Origin of the sequence: Cellulosimicrobium sp. NPDC055967, from assembly GCF_042269845.1 — a bacterium.
In the GTDB taxonomy this organism is placed as follows: Bacteria; Actinomycetota; Actinomycetes; order Actinomycetales; family Cellulomonadaceae; genus Cellulosimicrobium.
Window position 1 is genome coordinate 1 of record NZ_JBHJYJ010000028.1, and the last position, 17300, is coordinate 17300.

Consider the following 17300-nt stretch of genomic DNA (forward strand, 5'->3'; position numbering starts at 1 on the left):
CACCCGCTTCACCAAACGCGCCGCCTACTACCGCTCCGAACTCACCATCGCCGCGATCATCCTCTGGCTCCGCGATTCACCGGACACGCCCTAGCGCGCAACCACCTCACGAGTCCGAAGAATCTTCACTTCCAGGACCACCTCCTTTCGCGTGTACGACGACGGTACGTCCGCCCCCCGCGGCAACGCCAGGGGATTTCGCGCACGGCGTGGAGACGCCGAGATCGACCCGCCCGTCGCCGGATCGACCCACCGAGGGTCGATCTCGGACGTGCGGGTCGATCTCGCGGGTGCGCGCCAGATTCACGCGGGACGCAGGTGCGCCCACTCCTCGGGGTAGTCGTCGAGCCACGCGGCGAACGACTGCGCGGGGCGCTCGACGAGCCGGGGGACGGCGTCGCTCACGTGCGCGAGCTCGCCCGCGGCGATCGCCGTGTACGACGACACCCAGCCGTCGACCTCGAACCGCGGCACCCCGTAGCGCTCGCGCGACGCGTACGCCTCCTCGACGGTCTCGGCGTGGTACGTGATGTCGCGACCCGTGGCGACGGTCAGCGCCTGCGCGACCTCGTCGAGCGTGAGGGCCTCGGGCCCGGTGACGTCGTAGGTGACGCCGTCGTGGCGGTGGGCGTCGGCGTCGAGCAGGACGACGGTCGCGACGTCCGCGATGTCGTCGTGCGACACGCACGCGACCCGGCCGTCGCCCGCCGGCCCGCGGATCACGCCGTCGGCGCCGACCATGAGCGCAAGCCCGCGGTGGTAGAGGTTGTCGCGCAGGAACGTGTGGCGCACGCCCGTCGCGCGGATGTACTCCTCGGTGCGCCAGTGGTCGCGCGCGAACGTGAAGACGGCGTCCGGCGCCGCGCCGACGAACGACACGTAGACGATGTGCCCGACCCCGGCCGCGATGGCGGCGTCGACCGCCGCGCGGTGCTGCGCGACACGGTCGAGGTCCTCGCGGGCAGACACGAGGAACACGGTGTCCACGTCGGTGAAGGCGGCGACCATCCCGCGCGTGTCCGTGTACCCGCCGACGACGGCGACGTCCGACTCCGGGAGCGGGTCGTCGCCGAGGCGGGGCGCCCGGGCGGCGTCGCGCACGACGAGGCGCTGCCTCGCGCCCTCGGCGGCGAGGCGGAACGCGAGCTTCGACCCCAGGAGCCCGCTCGCGCCCGTCACGGCGATCCGCCCCGACCCCGCTCCGATCATCATGTCCTCACGGTAGACGTGGCGGTCGCGGGGCGCCCGGCGACCGGCGCGCACGTGAGGAGTGCGCGCGACTCCCCCAGAATGGGCCCATGACCAGTGCCGAGGCCCCCGCGCCCTACCGCGTCATGACCGTCTGCACCGGCAACATCTGCCGGTCCCCCATGGCCGAGGTGGTGCTGCGCGACCGCTTCGAGGCGGCCGGGCTCGGCGACCGCGTCGTGGTGGACTCGACGGGGATCAGCGACGAGGAGCGAGGCAACCCGATCGACCGTCGGGCGCGGGCCGTCCTCGCCGAGCACGGGTACGTCGTCGACGGGACGCACCGGGCGCGCCAGGTGCGCGCGGGCGACCTCGCCGCGCGCGACCTCGTGCTCGCGATGACGTCCCAGCACGCGCGCGCCCTGCGCCGCCTCGACGGCGCCGGCCCGGTGCGGATGTACCGCTCGTTCGACCCGGCCGCCCCCCGCGTCGCGCCGGGCGAGCCCGAGCACGTGCTCGACATCGCCGACCCCTGGTACGGCGGTCAGCAGGACTTCGAGGACTGCCTCGCCGAGGTGGAGGCCGCCGCAGACGGGATCGTGGACTTCGTCCGCACACGGCTCGCCACCTGACCCGTTGTGGGCGGGAAATGGGCCCGGTTCAGGCCGTGGAACCGGGCCCATTCCCCGCCCACAACCGTGGCGGTGCGGGTGCGGAGCGTCAGCGGGTGCGGGACCGCCGGCCGCGCAGGCTCCCGACGGCGGAGCCCACCGCGCGCGCGACGGCCCGGCCGGCGTGGTGGGCACCCGCGCCGAGGCGGGAGAGCAGGAGGCCCAGGACGCCCGGCGCCGGTGGTGCGGCGTCGGGAGCGGGGGCGGCGTCGTCGGGCACGACCGGGACGACGGGCGCGGGACGCGGGAGGTACGCGCCGACCCACTGCGCGATGCGCCCGTACGCGAGCGCGCGCACGGGCCGGGCCGAGAGGACGACGTCGTGCAGGGCGCCGTCCAGGCGCGCGACCGTGACGAGGTCGCCGAGCTGGACGGACCGCCGCGCGACGCCGTCCACGTCGATCGCCGTGTCCGTGTGCATCATCTCGGGCGTCCAGCGCGGGAGCAGCGTGCTCCGCGCGGAGAGCAGCACCAGCACCGGAGCCCCGATGGACAGGCCGCGCGCGACGGTCTGCTGCCCGCGGAAGACGGCGGACAGCCACGCGGGCGTGGTGCGGAACCCGTGCTGGGGGCGCCAGGTGAGGTCGTACGTCCACTCGCCGTCGAAGTCCTTGCTCACCGAGCGCGTGTAGAAGCCGAGGTCGACGTTCGGCAGCGGGCGCGTCGGCATGAGGCGGGCGCGGGCCCCGATCACGGGCTCGAGCAGCAGGCGCCCGACCTCGCGCGTCTGGAACTCCAGCCACGGGCTGTTGAGGACGAGCGCCGCCGCGCGGCCGGGGTTCCGGGCGAGCCAGAGGCTGAGGGTCAGGCCGCCCGTCGAGTGGCCCATGAGCACGAGCTCGCGCGGCGAGCGCCCGTCGCCGTGGTGGCCGATCGCCGTGAGCGCCGCCTCGACGTCCTCGTCGTACGTCGTGAGGTCCGTGACGAATCCCGGGGTCTGGCCGGGGCGCAGGCTGCGCCCGTACTTGCGGAGGTCGAGCGCGTGGAAGCGTGCGCCGTGCGCCTCCCAGAAGTCGGCGAGCTCGGTCTGGAAGAAGTAGTCCGACCACCCGTGGACGTACAGGACGTCCAGGTAGGGGGCGGGTCCGTCGTCGCCCGCGGCCGGGGCGCCGTCGCCCCCGGCTCGACGGCGGCGCACGAGCGTCGCGACGACGTCGCCCTCGTCGTCGGGGGAGAGCGGCAGCGTGAGCTGCTCGTAGTCGTCGCCGAGGACGTCGGGCTGCCAGTCGGCCATGCCGCCGACCCTAGGCGCGCGGGACGAACGCCGCTCGGTACGGGCGGGGCGACCTTCGGCCCCGGGCCGGTCCCGTGCGCGCCGGGAGGTCCGGGACCACCCGTACCCCGCGCGGTTCCGCGGCCCGGCGAGCGGTGCAGATCGTGTGGTTCTCCCTCATGCGCGACGCCGTCGGGCGCTTGCAGACTGGCGGGATCATCGGCCGACGGCGTCCGCCTCGGCCGCCGTGCGACCGAACCGAGGTGCCCCGTGAGATCTCGTCCGACCCCGCTCCTCGCCGGAGCGGCCACCGTCGCCCTGGCGGCGGCCCTCGTGGGCGGCGCCGCCGTCGTCCCGGGTGCGCTGGCCCCCGCGGCCGCGGCCCAGTGCTCGACCACCGGGTGGGCCGAGGGCTCGACGTACGCCGCCGGCGCCCAGGTCACCTACGGCGGGCGCACGTACACCGCGCGCGTCACGCACACGGCCTACGTCGGCACCGGCTGGAACCCCGCGTCGACCCCGACGCTGTGGACCGACGGCGGCGCGTGCGACCCGACGGATCCCACGGACCCGACGGATCCCACGGACCCGACGGATCCCACGGACCCGACCGATCCCACGGATCCCACGGATCCGACCGATCCCGCCGACCCGACCGACTGCGCGGTCCAGGGCAAGCCGGCGGGCAAGGTGCTCCAGGGGTACTGGGAGAGCTGGGACGGCGCGTCCAACGGCGTGCACCCCGGCCTCGGGCACATCCCGATCGACGACGCCCGGATCTCCGCGCACGGCTACAACGTCGTCACGCTCGCGTTCCCGGTGATCCTCTCCGACGGCACCGTGCTGTGGGAGGACGGCATGGACGTCGGGGTCGACGTGCCGACGCCCGCCGAGATGTGCGCGGCGAAGGCGAACGGCACGCGCCTGCTCCTGTCGATCGGCGGCGCGACCGCCGGGATCGACCTGTCCAGCCCGGCCGTCGCGGACCGCTTCGTGGAGACGGTCGTGCCGATCCTGCGCGACAACCACTTCGACGGCATCGACATCGACATCGAGACGGGGCTGTCCGGCAGCGGGAGCATCAGCACGCTCTCGACGTCGCAGTCGAACCTGATCCGCATCATCGACGGCGTCCTCGCGGAGATGCCGAGCGGATTCGGTCTCACGATGGCGCCCGAGACGGCGTACGTCACGGGCGGCAGCGTCGTGTACGGCTCGATCTGGGGCTCGTACCTCCCGATCATCAAGAAGTACGTCGACAACGGTCGCCTGTGGTGGCTCAACATGCAGTACTACAACGGCTCGATGTACGGCTGCAGCGGCGACTCCTACGGCGCCGGGACCGTCCAGGGCTTCCAGGCGCAGACCGACTGCCTGAACGCCGGGCTGACGATCCAGGGCGTCACGGTGAAGGTGCCCTACGACAAGCAGGTCCCAGGGCTCCCCGCCCAGGCGGGCGCGGGCGGCGGCTACATGGCGCCGTCGCTGGTGACGCAGGCGTACCAGCCGTACGCGTCACGCCTCAAGGGCCTCATGACGTGGTCGATCAACTGGGACGGCTCCAAGGGCTGGACGTTCGGCGACAACGTCCGCGCGCTCCAGGGCCGCTAGTCAGGCCGGTCCTCCTGACGCCCGCTCCCGCCGAACACGACACGGGGGTCGTTATCAGCCCGATAGCGACCCTCATGTCGTGCTCGGCGGGTGGTCGTGCCGCGGGGGTGGGTCGTCGAGTCAGGCGGTCCGGGCGCGGCGGGCGCGCCAGCGTGCGACCTCGTGGTCCACGTCGCGCGTCGGGGTGACCACCGGTGGTCCGCCCAGGAGCTGGCGACGGGCGTCGACGACGCGCGCGTTGAAGTCGGCGAGGATCTCGCGGACGGTCGTCTCGTCGAGCTCGCGGTCGAGCCGGTCGTCGAGCTCCCGGTCCTCCTGCTTGAGCAGCATCGCGGGCGGACCCAGCCCGGTGAGCTGCTCGCGCTCGATGACCGACCTGAGCCACCAGTCCGGGTCGTGCGTCCCCGTGAGCCCGGGGATCGGCTTGCCCGCGAGCGGGAGGTCGTCGAAATCGCCCCGCCGGATGGCCTGGTCGATCACCGCGTCGACGTACATCGCCCGATCCTCGGGTCGTACACGACGTGGGCCGCGGGGCTCGGCGACGTCGTCCGGGCCCCGGGGATCGGCGGCGGGCGCCTCTCGTCCGGCCGGTCCGGGCTCGGCCGCGCGGTTCGCGTCGTCGCGCTCCGACTCCTCGCGCGCGGTCTCGCGGTCGACCCGGTACTGCGCGGCTCGCCGGACCGGGTCGTCGTCCGGGGCGCTGCGGGACCGTCGTCGGAACACGAGAACCTCCTCTGTCGGCGTCCGTCCACCCTAAGCACGGGCGACGGCCCGGGACGAGCGGGCGGTCAGCCGTCCAGGAGCGGGTGGTAGCGGCGGCGCAGCCCGCGGTCGACGGCAGCGACCACCCCCGCCACGGACAGCACCGTGTTCACGGAGGCGGGCAGGTCGGGCACGAACGGCGGCGTCCAGCCCGTGAACCCGGAGACGAGGTCGAGGAGCTGCGGCACCTGCGTCACCAGCGCGACCGCGAGCACGACCCACGCCACGACACCGACGGCGCGGCTCGCCGTCGGGCGCTCGCGGTCCATGCGGTCGCGCCACGCCTCGGCGGTGCCGGGCATCGGCGCGACGTCCCGGACGTCCCCCACGGCGTCGACGACGCGCACGTATCGCATCCCGTAGAGGCTCATCCGGGCCTCGAGGACCGCGCCGCCGAGGTCGAAGCGGGCCCGGGACCGCTGCTCGTCGACGAGGCGGCGGTCGCGGTAGAGCCGGATCCGCTCGTCCCAGTCGAGGAAGTCCACGTCCACGACGTACTCGTGCCCGCCGTGCCACAGCACGAACGCGCTGCGCCACAGCACGCCCCATCCCCGCACGGGTCGGAACACCTCGTCGCGGCCGTCGCGCTCGTGACTGCCGCGTCCACGATCGTCCCTCGCCCGGTCGTCGGAGCCGTCGTCCCACACGTCCTCGGTCATACCGTCCATCCGACCCCGTCGGCCGACGACGGCGCGTCGCCCGGACGACCGACCCCTCGCGGTCGCCGACGTCCCTCGAACGGATGACCGACCCCGCGCCGAACCCGGGGTCGTGGGCCGTCCGACCGCCGAACTCGCCCGTGACCCCGGGTTCGGCGCCGTGCGACCCGGCATGATGGCCCCATGTCTGGGTCGATGAAGGTCTCACGCCGCTCGCACGTGCCGCCGTTCGCGGTGATGGAGGTGCTCGCGGAGGCGAACCGTCTGCGCGACGCGGGGGCGTCGGTCCTCAACCTGTGCGCAGGCGAGCCGTCGACGGGCGCCTCGGACGTCGTCCGGCGCCGCGCGATCGAGCTGCTGGAGCACGGCGACCTCGGGTACACGGAGTCGCTCGGCGTCCCGGCGCTGCGCCGCGCGATCGCGGAGCACTACGACCGCTGGTACGGCGTCGAGGTCGACCCGGCGCGCGTCGCGGTGACGACCGGGTCGTCCGGCGGGTTCCTCCTCGCGTTCCTCGCGGCGTTCGACGTCGGCGACCGCGTCGCGCTGGCCCGCCCCGGCTACCCCGCGTACAAGAACATCCTGCGGGCGCTGGGCTGCGAGGTCGTCGAGCTCGACTGCGGCCCGGAGACGCGCTACCAGCCCACGGTGTCGCAGCTCATGGAGGCGTACTACGGCGGCGGCCTCGACGGGCTCGTCCTCGCGAGCCCCGCGAACCCGACCGGCACGATGATCCTCCCCGCCGAGCTCGACGCCGTCGCGACGTGGTGCGCCGACCACGACGTGCGCCTCGTGAGCGACGAGATCTACCACGGCATCACGTACGGCGACCCGGCCGGAGCCTCGCCGGCGGCGCTGCCCACCGCCGCGCGGTACGTCGGCGACGGGGCCGTCGTCGTCAACTCGTTCTCCAAGTACTGGGCCATGACGGGCTGGCGCCTGGGGTGGCTCGTGCTGCCCGACGAGCTCGTCGGGCCGGTCGACGCGCTCGCGGGCAACGTCGCGCTGTCGCCGCCCGCGCTCGCGCAGCACGCGGGCGTCGCGGCGTTCTCCCCCGAGGGGTACGCCGCGGCCGCAGAGAACGTGGCGCGCTACGCGGCGTCGCGCGAGCTCGTGCTGGCGCGCCTCGACGACCTCGGGTGGTCGCGCGTCGCCCCGGCCGACGGCGCGTTCTACGTCTACGCCGACGTCTCCGGCGACGGCCTGGACTCCGTGACGTGGTGCGAGCGGCTGCTCGCTGAGGCGGGCGTCGCGCTCACTCCGGGTACGGACTTCGACGGCGTCCACGGCGGCGACTGGGTGCGCCTGTCCTTCGCGGCGGCCCCGGAGACCGTCGCGGAGGCGGTGGAGCGCATCGTCGCCTGGCGCCGCACCCTCTGAGCCCCTGACGCCGAGACAGCGACCCACGGCCGAGAGAGCGGCCTGCGACCAGGAACCGAGGGCCTCCGTGGCCGGGGATCGCTATCTCGCGGGTCTGGTCGCGACGGCGACCAGTCCGCGCGAGGATCGTGCGGTGCCGACCGGACCCACCTCGACAGGACTGCCTCCTCGAGCCGACGGCGTGCTGCGCCTCGCGACGTTCAACGCGCTGCACGGCGCCGCGCTCGACGGGACGGTCGACGTCGAGCGGTTCGCGCGCGCGGTCGCGTACCTCGACGCGGACGTGCTCGCGCTGCAGGAGGTGGAGCGGGACTCGCCCCGCTCGCAGCGCGCCGACCTCGTCGCCGTCGCCGCCGAGGCGCTGCATGCCGACCACCGGCACTTCTCCCCCACCCTGCGCGGCGTCTCCGGTGCCTGGGTGCGCGCGGCCCGCCCGGGGTCGGGGGTGCGGCGCGTGCCGGGCGTCGCGTCCTACGGGATCGGGCTGGTCAGCCGGTTCCCGGTGACCCGGTGGTCGCGGCTCGAGCTCGACCGGATGCCGTGGCGCTCGCGCGTCCGGCGCCGGACGTCGGGTCCGGTGCGCGGGGCCGCTCGCCTCGTCCCGTTCCGCGTGGTCCCGGACGAGCCCCGCGCGGCGCTCGCGGCCGCCGTCGTGACGCCGTGGGGCCCGCTCACCGTGGTGACGACCCACACCACGTCCCGCCCCGAGTTCACCGCGGACCAGCTCCGGTCCCTCGTCCGGGCGTGCACGCCGCTCCCCCGGCCGCTCGCGCTGCTCGGCGACCTCAACCTGCGCGCGCCGGAGCCCGCCGTGCTCAGCGGCTTCACGTCCTTCGCCGACGTGCTCACGCACCCCACGGACCGGCCCGTGCGCCAGATCGACCACGTCCTCGTCGACGGCGCTCCCGGGCAGGCGACGCTCCGGGCGCTCGGCCCCGCGACCGCCGTCGACACCGGCCTGTCCGACCACCGCGCGGTCGTGGTCGACGTGGTCGTCGAACCGCAGGCCGGCGCCACCGCCTGAGCGCTACGCTCCGAGCGAGGGCGTCGACGCGAGGGAGCGGTCCGATGGTTCCGGAGATCAACTACTGGGCGGTGCTGGCCGCGACGGTGTCGAGCATGGTCGTGGGCTCGGTCTGGTACACGCCGAAGGTGTTCGGCACGTACTGGATGCGCGTCGCGAAGGTCGACCCGTCCGGGGAGGGGCGGGACGCCGTCGTGCCGATCGTCGTGACCCTCGTGGTCAGCTTCGTCACGGCCTGGGTCCTCGCGGGGGCGACGTACCTCGCGTGGTCGTTCTACGGCGGCGGCTACCTCGGCAACGCGCTGCTGACGGCCGTCGTGCTGTGGGCGGGGTTCACCGCCGCGCGGTTCGTCACGCACGACGCGTTCGAGGGCCGGCCGGCGGGGCTCACCGTCCTCAACGCCGCGCACGAGCTGGTCACCGTGCTCGTGATGGGCCTGCTGATCGGGCTGATCACGCCCGCCGGGGTGTAACCGCGGGCGCGCCGGGCCCCAGAGACGCACCCGTGCTCGACGGATGCACGGACAGGCGCGCTCACGCCGCGGAGTGCGACGCTCGGCAGGCCGGTGGGGCCGTCAGGCGGCGAGCCCGACCTCGCGCGGCGAGGGGTCGCCGTCGGCGAGGACCGGCTCGGGGACGGTGGCCGTGGCCGTGTCCGTGGCCGTGGCCGTGGCCGTGGTCGTGGTCGTGGCCGTGCCCGGGACGACCGCGGCCGGCGAGGTCACCACGTCGTCGACGGCCGCGCGGCGGCGCGCCCGCGCGCGGACGATCACGACGATCGCCTGCACGCCGATGAGGATCCACACGATGTTGGCAGCCACCGACGGCCACACCCCGTTCGCGGCGGCGACCATGCCCATGAGGCCTGCGGCGGTGAGGTTGGTGAGCTGGAACGGGGCGGACGACGCGGCCCAGCGGCCGCGGCTGACCATCGCGTAGGCGACGACGCCGGCGGCGGCGCCGATCCAGCCGAGGAACATGACGAACGCGTCGAGGGTGACGAGCACAGCGGTACTCCGGTGACGAAGAGGGGTGGAGGGGGTTGCCGCGACGCTGCGGTGGCTGTGCGCTCCGGGCCGGTGGCTGGTGGCGCGGGTGGTGCGGAAGCTCGGGCGCCGACCCGTAAGGAGGAGGAGGTAACCGACCGGCGCCACGACAAGTGTGAGGCCTCCCGGGCTTCAGCACAATCGAAGTATCCTGCACCGGCGGTTTAGCATCTCTACATGGCGACGGACCCACGCAGACTTGGTTTTCTCCTTGCCGTGCACCGCGGCGGGGGCATTCTCGCGGCAGCAGATCTCCTGCACGTCACCCCGTCGGCGGTCTCCCAGCAGATCCAGCGGCTCGAGGCGGAGGAGGGCGTCGCGGTCCTCGACCGTGGACCGCGCGGCGTGACCCTCACGCCGGCCGGGCGCGTGCTCGCGGAGACGGCCGAACGCATCGAGACGGAGCTCGTCGAGGCGCGCAAGGCGCTCGCCGCGCTCGGCGACGAGGTCATCGGCCGGGTCGCGGTCGGGTCGTTCCAGACGGCGATCCGCGCCGTCGTCGCGCCGGTCGCCGGGCGCCTGGCCGAGACGGCGCCCGGGGTCGAGCTCGACGTGCAGGAGCGCGAGCCCACCGAGGCGCTGCGCCTCCTGCGCGCGGGCGAGCTCGACGTCGTGCTCCTCGAGCGCGACTACGAGGCCGACTCCCCCGCGCCGCGCGGCACGCGCGAGATCGTGCTGCTCGACGAGCCGTGGCGGCTCGTGGTCCCCGCGGGCATGCCCACCCCGACCCGCCTCGACGACGTGCGCGACGCCGTCTGGCTCGGCCCCGAGCCGGGCACCGCCGCCGCGCGCGCCCTGCGCCGTCTGGCCCGCGGGCTCGGCGGGACCCTGCGCACGCGGCACAACTACTACGACTTCGACGTCGCGCTGTCCCTCGTCGCCGCCGGGCTCGGCGTCGCGATGCTCCCGGCGCTCGCCGTCGAGGGGGGCGCGTCGGACGAGGTGCCCGACGGCGTCACGGTCGTCGGGCTGCCCGGCCTCGGCTCCCGGCGTCTCGTCGCGCGCCACCGCGCGACCCGGCACGAGCCCCGGCCGGTCGTCTCCGCGGTCCTCGACGAGATGGTCGCCGCCGCGGCGGACATCGCCTTCGCCTGACTCGTCGAGGGAGAGCCGTGGTCACGACCATGCCTCTACCTCGGGCGACCGGAGCTCTACCTCGCGCGACCAGGGCTCTGCCTCGCGTCACTAGGGCTCTACCTCGGTGGGAGGTCGAAGCGGGTGGCGCCGTAGGGCTCGGCCGTGCCGAACGCGAACACCCGCTCGGGGACCAGGCGGTAGACCGCCCACGGCGGCGGGCCGGCCGACGGCGCGCTGAACTCCGCGGTGAGCGCGTTGGTGTGCCGGTTCGGCCCGCCGGCCCCGGGCTCCTGCGGGAGCCGGCCGAACAGCGTGTCGTGCACGCGTGCCCACGCGATCGGCGGCGTGCCGTAGCCGTCGAGGTTCTTCACCGTCGGTCCGGGGGTCGTCATCGTCCTGCTCCTCGTCGTCCGGGTGCCCCGCGTCCGGGGGCCTCGCGCAGGGGCCGCGCGTCCGGGTGACTCGCGTCCTCACGGGTCATGACGCGCGCGGGCGCCCGCACTCATCGGTCGGCGACGTAGCCTGCCGGGGTGGACGTAGCGGTGGTGGGGGCGACGGGGGACGTCGGCCGGCAGGTGTGCACCCAGATCGTCGAGCGGCGGGTGCTCCCGCCGACGGCGCGGCTCCAGCTCGTCGGTCGGGCCGGCGGGGCGTCGGGCCGCGCCGTGCACGGGCTGCGCGCCGACCTGGTCGACGCGTACGACGAGCACGCGCCGCTCCTCGACGTCGCGCACTCCCCCGAGGACGTCACGGCCGACGTGATCGTGGTGGCCGCGGGCCTCACGCCTCCGGCGCGCACGGGCGCCGACCCCGACCGCCGGGTCCTGGCCGCGACGAACGGCGCCGTCCTCGCCGAGTACGCGGACGCGATCGCGCGGCACGGCTCCGGGCACGAGGTGGTCGTCGTCGTGACGAACCCCGTGGAGCTCGGCGTGGCGGTCATGGCGGAGCGGCTCGGGCGGCACCGCGTGCTCGGGATGGGCGCGTGGCTCGACACGCTGCGGTTCCGGCGCGAGCTCGCGGTCGAGCTGGGCGTGCGCCGACACCGCGTCGGCGGGTTCGTCGGGGGTCAGCACGGCGAGGACGCCGTGCCGCTGTGGTCGACGGTCCGCGTGAGCGGTCTCGACGCCGACGAGCGGGCCCGCGCCGTCGCGGCGCTGCGCCGGGGCCGGACGCTCGACGCGCTGCCCGCCGAGATCGCCGCGGCGAAGACCGAGCTGGCGCACGTGGCCGCGGCCGACATGGGTGCGGCGTTCGACCTCATCGACACGTGGCCCGCCGACCTGCGGCTCGTGGCGCGCCCGTGGATGACGCACCAGTCGGGCGCGAAGACGCCCGCCGGGACGGCCAGCGCGACGGTCGACCTGCTCGAGGTGATCCTCGACGGCCGCGAGATCGTCGTCGCCGGGCAGGTCGCGCTCGACGGCGAGCTCGACGGACGGCTCGACGGACGGCTCGAGCGGACCCTCGCGGGGCACGACGGCGTCCCGCACCGCGGCGTGCTCGGCGTCCCCGTGGTCCTCGGGCCGGGCGGGTGGACGCGCGTGCTCCTCGACGACCTGCCCGACGACGAGGCACGCCGCCTCGCGCACGCGGCGGACGGCGTCGGGCGCATGGTCGCCGCGAGCGCGACGCCGGGCCAGGACGACCGGTCGGGACGGCCCGGGCGGACCGGGACCGCCGCAGGCGCCCCCGCCGCGTCGTCGCGTGCTCACGATCTCGACGAGCCGACCCTCGCGGGCGACCGGGCGTCGTCGGGCCGGGCGGAGGTCGCGTGGGTCGCGTCCGTGCACGGGCTCGACCAGCCGGGGACGCTCACCGCGCTGACGGGAGTGTTCTCGACGCGCGGCGTCAGCTTCGACTCGCTCGCGACGGAGCCGGCGGACGACGGCCGCGCCGGTCGGATCGTCGTGACGTTCCGCGCGACCGAGCGCCGGGCACGCGCCCTCGAGCGTGCGGTCGCCCGCCTCGCGACGGTGCGCTCCGTCGTCGTGCACGCCGCATGACCCCGCCGCTCCCCCTGGTGCGGCAAACCATGGGGACAAACTTAGGCACCTAAGTTATGGTGGTCGGCATGGACCTCGCCCACGAGCTGCACGACCTCGTGCGCACGCTCGACCGCGAGGCGGAACGACTCCTGCGCGGCGAGGGCATGACGTACCACCGGTTCGTCGCGCTCGTGATCGTCGCCGAGCACCCGGGCATCACCGGCCGCCGTCTCGCGTCCGCGGTCGGGGTGAGCGAGCCGTCGATGAGCGTCATCGTCCGACGCCTCCTCGACGACGGGCACGTGGTCGACCTGTCCGAGGGCGTGGGGCGCGCGCGTCGGCTCGCCGCCACGGAGGCGGGCCGGTCGACCCTCGGGACGTGCCGGCGCGTCCTCGGGGACGCGCTCGACGTCGCGGCCCGCTCGCTCGGCCTCGATCCCCAGGAGCTCGCCCGCACCGTCCGCGCGCTGCACGACGCGGTGCGTCTCCCCGCTCCCCCGACCAACCCTTGAGAGGTGCTCGATGACCACCGTCCTCGCCGCGACCGCCGCGGTCCTCTTCCTCGTCCGGCTCGTGCTGTTCGTCGCCCTGCACCTCGTCCCGAGCGACTACAGCCCGGTCCGGCACGCGGTGAGCGACTACGCCGTCGGGCGCACCCGCCGGCTCTCCACGGCGGCGACGTGGACGATGGCGCTCGCGTGGGCGGCGCTCGCCGGCGCCGTCGCGGGGACGTCGTGGGCCGAGAAGACCGAGGTGCTGTGGCAGCTCGTGCCCCTCGTCGTGCTGTTCGTCGCCCTGCCGTTCCTGCCGACGGACCTGGAGGGGCAGCGGAGCACGACCGTCGGCCGCCTGCACCTGCTCGCCGCGATCGCCTGGTTCGCGCTGAGCTACAGCCTCACCGGCAACTTCTCGCGCTACCTCGCCGACGCCGGGGTGCTGGGCACCGCGCTCGTCGTCCTGCACTGGGTCGCGCTCGCGGCGCTCGTCGCGCTCGTGGCGTCGCTCGTCGTCCAGCCGCTGCGCTCGCGCACGTTCGGGATCAGCGAGCGGGTGTTCATCGTCGCGATCACCCTCTTCTTCCTGCTCGCGAGCATCGGCCTCGCGCTCGACGTCGCCGTCACGTCCTGAGCGGGCGGTGGCCCGGACCTCACAGTGCGCCGAGGCGCGGTGAGCGGAGACGGTAACGAGACGGGGCCAGGAGGGTCACGCCGTCGAAACCGTGAGGTCCTAGCGTCGGGGACGCCGCGGCGGTCGCCACGCCGGGCAGAGCCACCGCCGACCTCTCCCCGGAGCCGTGAGCCATGTCCTCCCTCAAGCCCGCCGAGCTCGTCCCGACGATCATCGACGCCGGTGCCGGCAAGGTCCTGCTGTCCACGCGCGACACGCTCGTGCGGTCCACGATGGGCGGCGCGATCCTCGCGATCGCCGCCGCGTTCGCCGTCACGGTGACGGTCACGACCGGCCAGGCGATCCTCGGCGCCGTCCTCTTCCCCGTCGGGTTCATCCTGCTGTACCTGCTCGGGTACGACCTGCTCACCGGCATGTTCGTCCTCGGCCCGCTGGCCTGGCTCGACAAGCGGCCCGGCGTCACCGTGCGCGGCGTCCTGCGCAACTGGGGCCTGGTGTTCGTGGGGAACTTCCTCGGCGCGCTCGCCGTCGCGGTGATGATGGCGATCGTCGTGACGTACGGGTTCGACACCCCGCCCAACGAGGTCGGTCAGGCGATCGGGCACATCGGCGAGGGCCGCACGGTCGGGTACGCGGAGCACGGGGCGTCGGGCATGCTCACGCTGTTCGTGCGCGGCATGCTGTGCAACTGGATGGTGTCCATGGGGGTCATCGGCGCCATGATCGCGAAGGACGTGCCCGGCAAGGCCATCGCGATGTGGATGCCCGTGATGCTGTTCTTCTTCATGTCGTTCGAGCACTCGATCGTCAACATGTTCCTGTTCCCGTCCGGGCTGCTGCTCGGGGGCGAGTTCACGATCATGGACTACCTCGTGTGGAACGAGATCCCCACCGTGCTGGGCAACCTCGTCGGCGGCCTGCTCCTCACCGGCCTGCCGCTCTACCTCACGTACGGCCGCCCGGCGTCGCGCCGCTCGGCCCAGGAGCCCCAGCCCGGCCCGACGGCGGAGCGCGAGCTGGTCTCCGAGCCCGCCTGAGCGGCCGGCGGTCGGCTCTCACCCGTCGAGGCCGATCCGCCTCACGGCGACGAGCAGACCTGTCTCGACCGCGAGGCTGACCTCGACGAACCGGGGGTCGTCACGGACCGCCGTGACGATCGAGGCGACGACCGAACGATGCTCCTCGGCGGCATAGCGCGCCGGGTCGAGATCGTCGAGGACCAGGAACCCGCCAGGTCGCACGAGCTCGCGCGTGCGATCGAAGTCAGTCCACTTTCCCCCCTCGGCGTCCGCGAACACGAGGTCGAAGAGGCCGAAGTGATCCCAGCAGTCCTCGACCCGGCGCTCGACGACGTCGACCACCCCGGCGGAGTGGGCGGCGACGCTCCTGGCGAGATCAGGGTCTGCCTCGAGAGCGACGATCCGGACGTCGTCGCGGCCCGTCAGTCCCGCACCGAGCCACGCCGTCCCGACCCCGCAACCAGCCCCGATCTCCAGGACGCGGCCACCGGGTGGCACGGCGGCGGCGAGCGTCGCGAGGAGCGCCCCGACGACGTCGCCGCTGGAGGCGGCGAAGCCTCGCGCCCGAGCGCGCGAGCGCGCGGCGGCCACGGGCGGGGGTGCGGGAGTCGGTGCTAGCTGACGGGCACCGTCCGGTTGCGGCGCAACAGGCCGCGGCAGGTGAGAGCCTCAAGGCCGAGCACAAGCACGCATGCTCCGGCCGCAGCCAGGAGGTAGCGACGGTTCGTGTCGACGCATGCTGGAGTGGAGTCTGACGACGTGTGCGAGATCCCGAACAGTGGTTCCTCGATACACGAGGCGCGGCCGCCGTCCGTCTCGACCTGACGCGGGGCGAGCGTGGACGCCAGCACGACCACGACGACCGTGACAGCGAAGAGAGCGACGGGCACCGTCCATCGAGTGCGCCACTGCCGCACCATGAGGGGGAGCAGGGCGACGACGATGGCGCCCAGAAACCCCAACGTGGCAAGGAGTGACAGCGTCATCCGGCCGGTCCCTTCTGCGTCGTGACTCAGTATCCGAGCCCGAACCACGTAATCGTCTTGCCCTGTGCCTGGGCATTCGCGATCGACTGCGTGAGCGGGATCATGTTCCGGTTCGGGGTCTTTTGAGAGATGACCGGCGACTCTCCCGGAATGCCGTCACCGTAGGCGACGAACATGACGTGGTCGATGGATCCGTCGGGCGTGTTATTCGGGTCCCAATCGGTGTACAGAACCTCTCCGGCGCGTGCGTTCCAGATGTTGTCGATCGGTGTGAGGCCGCCGTTGTACCGGAAGAACGTGTACTGGTACTTGGCGGAGGACCAGGTGCGCGAGGCGGTGCCTGGCCCGGTCAGGTTGGATGACCAGTTGTCAGTGTCGAAGGGATTGACTCCGCCCTTGTACTGCCATCCGCCAGCGCGGAACACCTGGGAAACGAAATTCGCGCAGTTGTTGTCGAACCAAGGGAAGGCGGGGTTGAAGTCGTTGATGGTGTCGCCATCGTTCGGCGGGGACGTCCACTCCCAGGCGTAGGCCTGCTGGTTGTAGATGTCAGCGGTCGGCTGGGAGAAGGTCGTGAAACCGCCCCCAGGGCTCGCGGCAGCGAGTGCGGCTTGCCGGTCAGCAGACGACTGCGTGGGTGCTGGGGCGTTGGGGTCGTCCGGTGTGGTGTCGGCCGGGGGTTCGACGAGGACGTCTTGGACGACGATGGGCCGGGCTCCGGAGGTGTCCAGCGTGATGAGGTGCTCGTCGGTCCAGACGCTGCCTTGCGGCCATTCGGCGCCAGCGCCGCCATAGGAGAACTCGGTCGTGACGGAGGCGTGCACCTCGAGGATGTCGGGCTCACGCTCGACGCTGCTGAGCACGTCGTAGCTCGACTGGGCGTCGACGATCGGTGTGCCGTCGTCGTCCAGCGCGTCCCTGGTAGCCGCGTTGATTCGCTCAGCCTCTGTGGGCGACCCCGCCATACGCGGTGATCGGGCCTGGGGCGCGACCCATGCGGTGTCTTGGCTCTCAAGGTACGCAGTCAGAGACCCTTCGAGCTCGACGTCAGTGTCGGTGGCGTTCCCTTCGGCTGCGGCTGGTGCCGCGATCCCCGCGACCAGGACTGCTGAGGCGATGGCGAGCAACTTGCGTGGTTTTGCAGAGGGCATCAGTGCCCTCCTCCCCTGAGTGAACTTTCGAGGCAACGATTGCCTCAGGCATCACGCTAGCGGCGGCAGGCTTGTGCCGCGCGGGGATCCCGGTGTGGGCCGGCGTGGGGCGGCGTGGGCCGGCGGCCTCGTCTGTCGGGCTCGCCGACCGGAGCGTGACGGGGTATGGCGATCATAGGACGGCGTTCCTGCTGCCGCAGGCATCCACGGGTCTCATCGGGCAGTTCCCTGGTTGCTACAACTGGGCCAAGGGCGGTCGGGCGCAGGCAGGAGCCTCGTGGCTGTGCCTGGGCGCCGGCTGACGTCTAGGCCCTGTCCTGCGAATGTTCTTGGCATGTGTCCGGTAATGTCCGGGTTGTGGGTGTGGGGCGTGGTGAGCTGACTGACACGGCGTGGG

The 17300-nt window shown here is 73.5% G+C and carries 20 protein-coding genes; 11 read left to right on the forward strand and 9 right to left on the reverse strand.

Annotated features, from left to right (window positions below; translation table 11 throughout):
- Window positions 1–303: 303 nt before the first annotated feature.
- Window positions 304–1212 carry an SDR family oxidoreductase gene (locus ACFC2L_RS19935; RefSeq protein WP_375826080.1) on the reverse strand — a complete coding sequence of 303 codons (909 nt, stop codon included), beginning with the start codon at window positions 1210–1212 and terminating at the stop codon, window positions 304–306.
- A gap of 86 nt (window positions 1213–1298) precedes the next feature.
- On the opposite strand from ACFC2L_RS19935, the gene ACFC2L_RS19940 reads away from it, so the two are divergent.
- On the forward strand, window positions 1299–1820 hold the full coding sequence (locus tag ACFC2L_RS19940) for a low molecular weight protein-tyrosine-phosphatase (protein WP_375826081.1): 522 nt from the start codon (window positions 1299–1301) through the stop codon (window positions 1818–1820).
- An 88-nt stretch (window positions 1821–1908) separates the two neighbouring features.
- Here ACFC2L_RS19940 and ACFC2L_RS19945 read toward each other — a convergent pair whose 3' ends face one another.
- A complete protein-coding gene (locus ACFC2L_RS19945) occupies window positions 1909–3093 on the reverse strand; it encodes an alpha/beta hydrolase (RefSeq protein WP_375826082.1) in 1185 nt (394 codons plus the stop codon).
- 249 nt (window positions 3094–3342) lie between these two features.
- Between ACFC2L_RS19945 and ACFC2L_RS19950 the strand changes: the two genes are divergently transcribed.
- Window positions 3343–4683 carry a carbohydrate-binding protein gene (locus ACFC2L_RS19950; protein ID WP_375826083.1) on the forward strand — a complete coding sequence of 447 codons (1341 nt, stop codon included), beginning with the start codon at window positions 3343–3345 and terminating at the stop codon, window positions 4681–4683.
- Window positions 4684–4803: 120 nt separating this feature from the next.
- Here ACFC2L_RS19950 and ACFC2L_RS19955 read toward each other — a convergent pair whose 3' ends face one another.
- The gene (locus ACFC2L_RS19955; protein WP_375826084.1) at window positions 4804–5406 is read right to left on the reverse strand and encodes a DUF1992 domain-containing protein; all 603 of its coding nucleotides are present in this window, start codon (window positions 5404–5406) and stop codon (window positions 4804–4806) included.
- A gap of 65 nt (window positions 5407–5471) precedes the next feature.
- A complete protein-coding gene (locus ACFC2L_RS19960) occupies window positions 5472–6113 on the reverse strand; it encodes a hypothetical protein (protein ID WP_375826085.1) in 642 nt (213 codons plus the stop codon).
- A 186-nt stretch (window positions 6114–6299) separates the two neighbouring features.
- Here ACFC2L_RS19960 and ACFC2L_RS19965 point away from each other — a divergent pair, with 186 nt between their 5' ends.
- From ACFC2L_RS19965 to ACFC2L_RS19975, 3 genes are all read left to right on the forward strand, one after another.
- On the forward strand, window positions 6300–7484 hold the full coding sequence (locus ACFC2L_RS19965; RefSeq protein WP_375826100.1) for a pyridoxal phosphate-dependent aminotransferase: 1185 nt from the start codon (window positions 6300–6302) through the stop codon (window positions 7482–7484).
- Between the two features lie 133 nt (window positions 7485–7617).
- The gene (locus ACFC2L_RS19970; RefSeq protein WP_375826086.1) at window positions 7618–8508 is read left to right on the forward strand and encodes an endonuclease/exonuclease/phosphatase family protein; all 891 of its coding nucleotides are present in this window, start codon (window positions 7618–7620) and stop codon (window positions 8506–8508) included.
- A gap of 44 nt (window positions 8509–8552) precedes the next feature.
- Window positions 8553–8981, forward strand: a complete 429-nt coding sequence (locus tag ACFC2L_RS19975; RefSeq protein ID WP_375826087.1) for a DUF1761 domain-containing protein — start codon at window positions 8553–8555, stop codon at window positions 8979–8981.
- A 102-nt stretch (window positions 8982–9083) separates the two neighbouring features.
- Here ACFC2L_RS19975 and ACFC2L_RS19980 read toward each other — a convergent pair whose 3' ends face one another.
- On the reverse strand, window positions 9084–9515 hold the full coding sequence (locus tag ACFC2L_RS19980) for a hypothetical protein (RefSeq protein WP_375826088.1): 432 nt from the start codon (window positions 9513–9515) through the stop codon (window positions 9084–9086).
- 216 nt (window positions 9516–9731) lie between these two features.
- On the opposite strand from ACFC2L_RS19980, the gene ACFC2L_RS19985 reads away from it, so the two are divergent.
- Window positions 9732–10649, forward strand: coding sequence for a LysR family transcriptional regulator (locus ACFC2L_RS19985; RefSeq protein ID WP_375826089.1), 918 nt, complete (start codon window positions 9732–9734; stop codon window positions 10647–10649).
- A gap of 98 nt (window positions 10650–10747) precedes the next feature.
- On the opposite strand, the gene ACFC2L_RS19990 is transcribed toward ACFC2L_RS19985, so the two are convergent.
- Window positions 10748–11023, reverse strand: coding sequence for a hypothetical protein (locus ACFC2L_RS19990; protein ID WP_375826090.1), 276 nt, complete (start codon window positions 11021–11023; stop codon window positions 10748–10750).
- A gap of 138 nt (window positions 11024–11161) precedes the next feature.
- On the opposite strand from ACFC2L_RS19990, the gene ACFC2L_RS19995 reads away from it, so the two are divergent.
- The 4 genes from ACFC2L_RS19995 to ACFC2L_RS20010 all read left to right on the forward strand — a co-directional run bounded on the left by ACFC2L_RS19995 (window position 11162) and on the right by ACFC2L_RS20010 (window position 14784).
- Window positions 11162–12637, forward strand: a complete 1476-nt coding sequence (locus tag ACFC2L_RS19995) for an ACT domain-containing protein (protein WP_375826091.1) — start codon at window positions 11162–11164, stop codon at window positions 12635–12637.
- 68 nt (window positions 12638–12705) lie between these two features.
- Window positions 12706–13131, forward strand: a complete 426-nt coding sequence (locus ACFC2L_RS20000) for a MarR family winged helix-turn-helix transcriptional regulator (RefSeq protein ID WP_375826092.1) — start codon at window positions 12706–12708, stop codon at window positions 13129–13131.
- Between the two features lie 10 nt (window positions 13132–13141).
- Window positions 13142–13747 (forward strand): DUF998 domain-containing protein, encoded by a 606-nt coding sequence (locus ACFC2L_RS20005; protein ID WP_375826093.1) that lies wholly within the window; start codon window positions 13142–13144, stop codon window positions 13745–13747.
- A 173-nt stretch (window positions 13748–13920) separates the two neighbouring features.
- Window positions 13921–14784 carry a formate/nitrite transporter family protein gene (locus tag ACFC2L_RS20010; RefSeq protein WP_375826095.1) on the forward strand — a complete coding sequence of 288 codons (864 nt, stop codon included), beginning with the start codon at window positions 13921–13923 and terminating at the stop codon, window positions 14782–14784.
- A gap of 18 nt (window positions 14785–14802) precedes the next feature.
- Here the strand turns inward: ACFC2L_RS20010 and ACFC2L_RS20015 are convergent, their stop codons facing one another.
- Genes ACFC2L_RS20015 through ACFC2L_RS20025 form a run of 3 tightly spaced genes read right to left on the reverse strand, consistent with a single transcriptional unit; the run spans window position 14803 to window position 16903 of the window.
- Window positions 14803–15357 (reverse strand): O-methyltransferase, encoded by a 555-nt coding sequence (locus ACFC2L_RS20015; protein ID WP_375826096.1) that lies wholly within the window; start codon window positions 15355–15357, stop codon window positions 14803–14805.
- Window positions 15358–15380: 23 nt separating this feature from the next.
- Window positions 15381–15752: a hypothetical protein gene (locus ACFC2L_RS20020; protein ID WP_375826097.1), complete on the reverse strand. Its 372-nt coding sequence runs from the start codon at window positions 15750–15752 to the stop codon at window positions 15381–15383.
- Window positions 15753–15778: 26 nt separating this feature from the next.
- On the reverse strand, window positions 15779–16903 hold the full coding sequence (locus ACFC2L_RS20025; protein WP_375826098.1) for an amidase domain-containing protein: 1125 nt from the start codon (window positions 16901–16903) through the stop codon (window positions 15779–15781).
- A gap of 155 nt (window positions 16904–17058) precedes the next feature.
- Here ACFC2L_RS20025 and ACFC2L_RS20030 point away from each other — a divergent pair, with 155 nt between their 5' ends.
- Entirely contained in the window at window positions 17059–17205 is a 147-nt protein-coding gene (locus tag ACFC2L_RS20030; RefSeq protein ID WP_375826099.1) for a hypothetical protein, read from the forward strand.
- Window positions 17206–17300 lie beyond the last annotated feature (95 nt).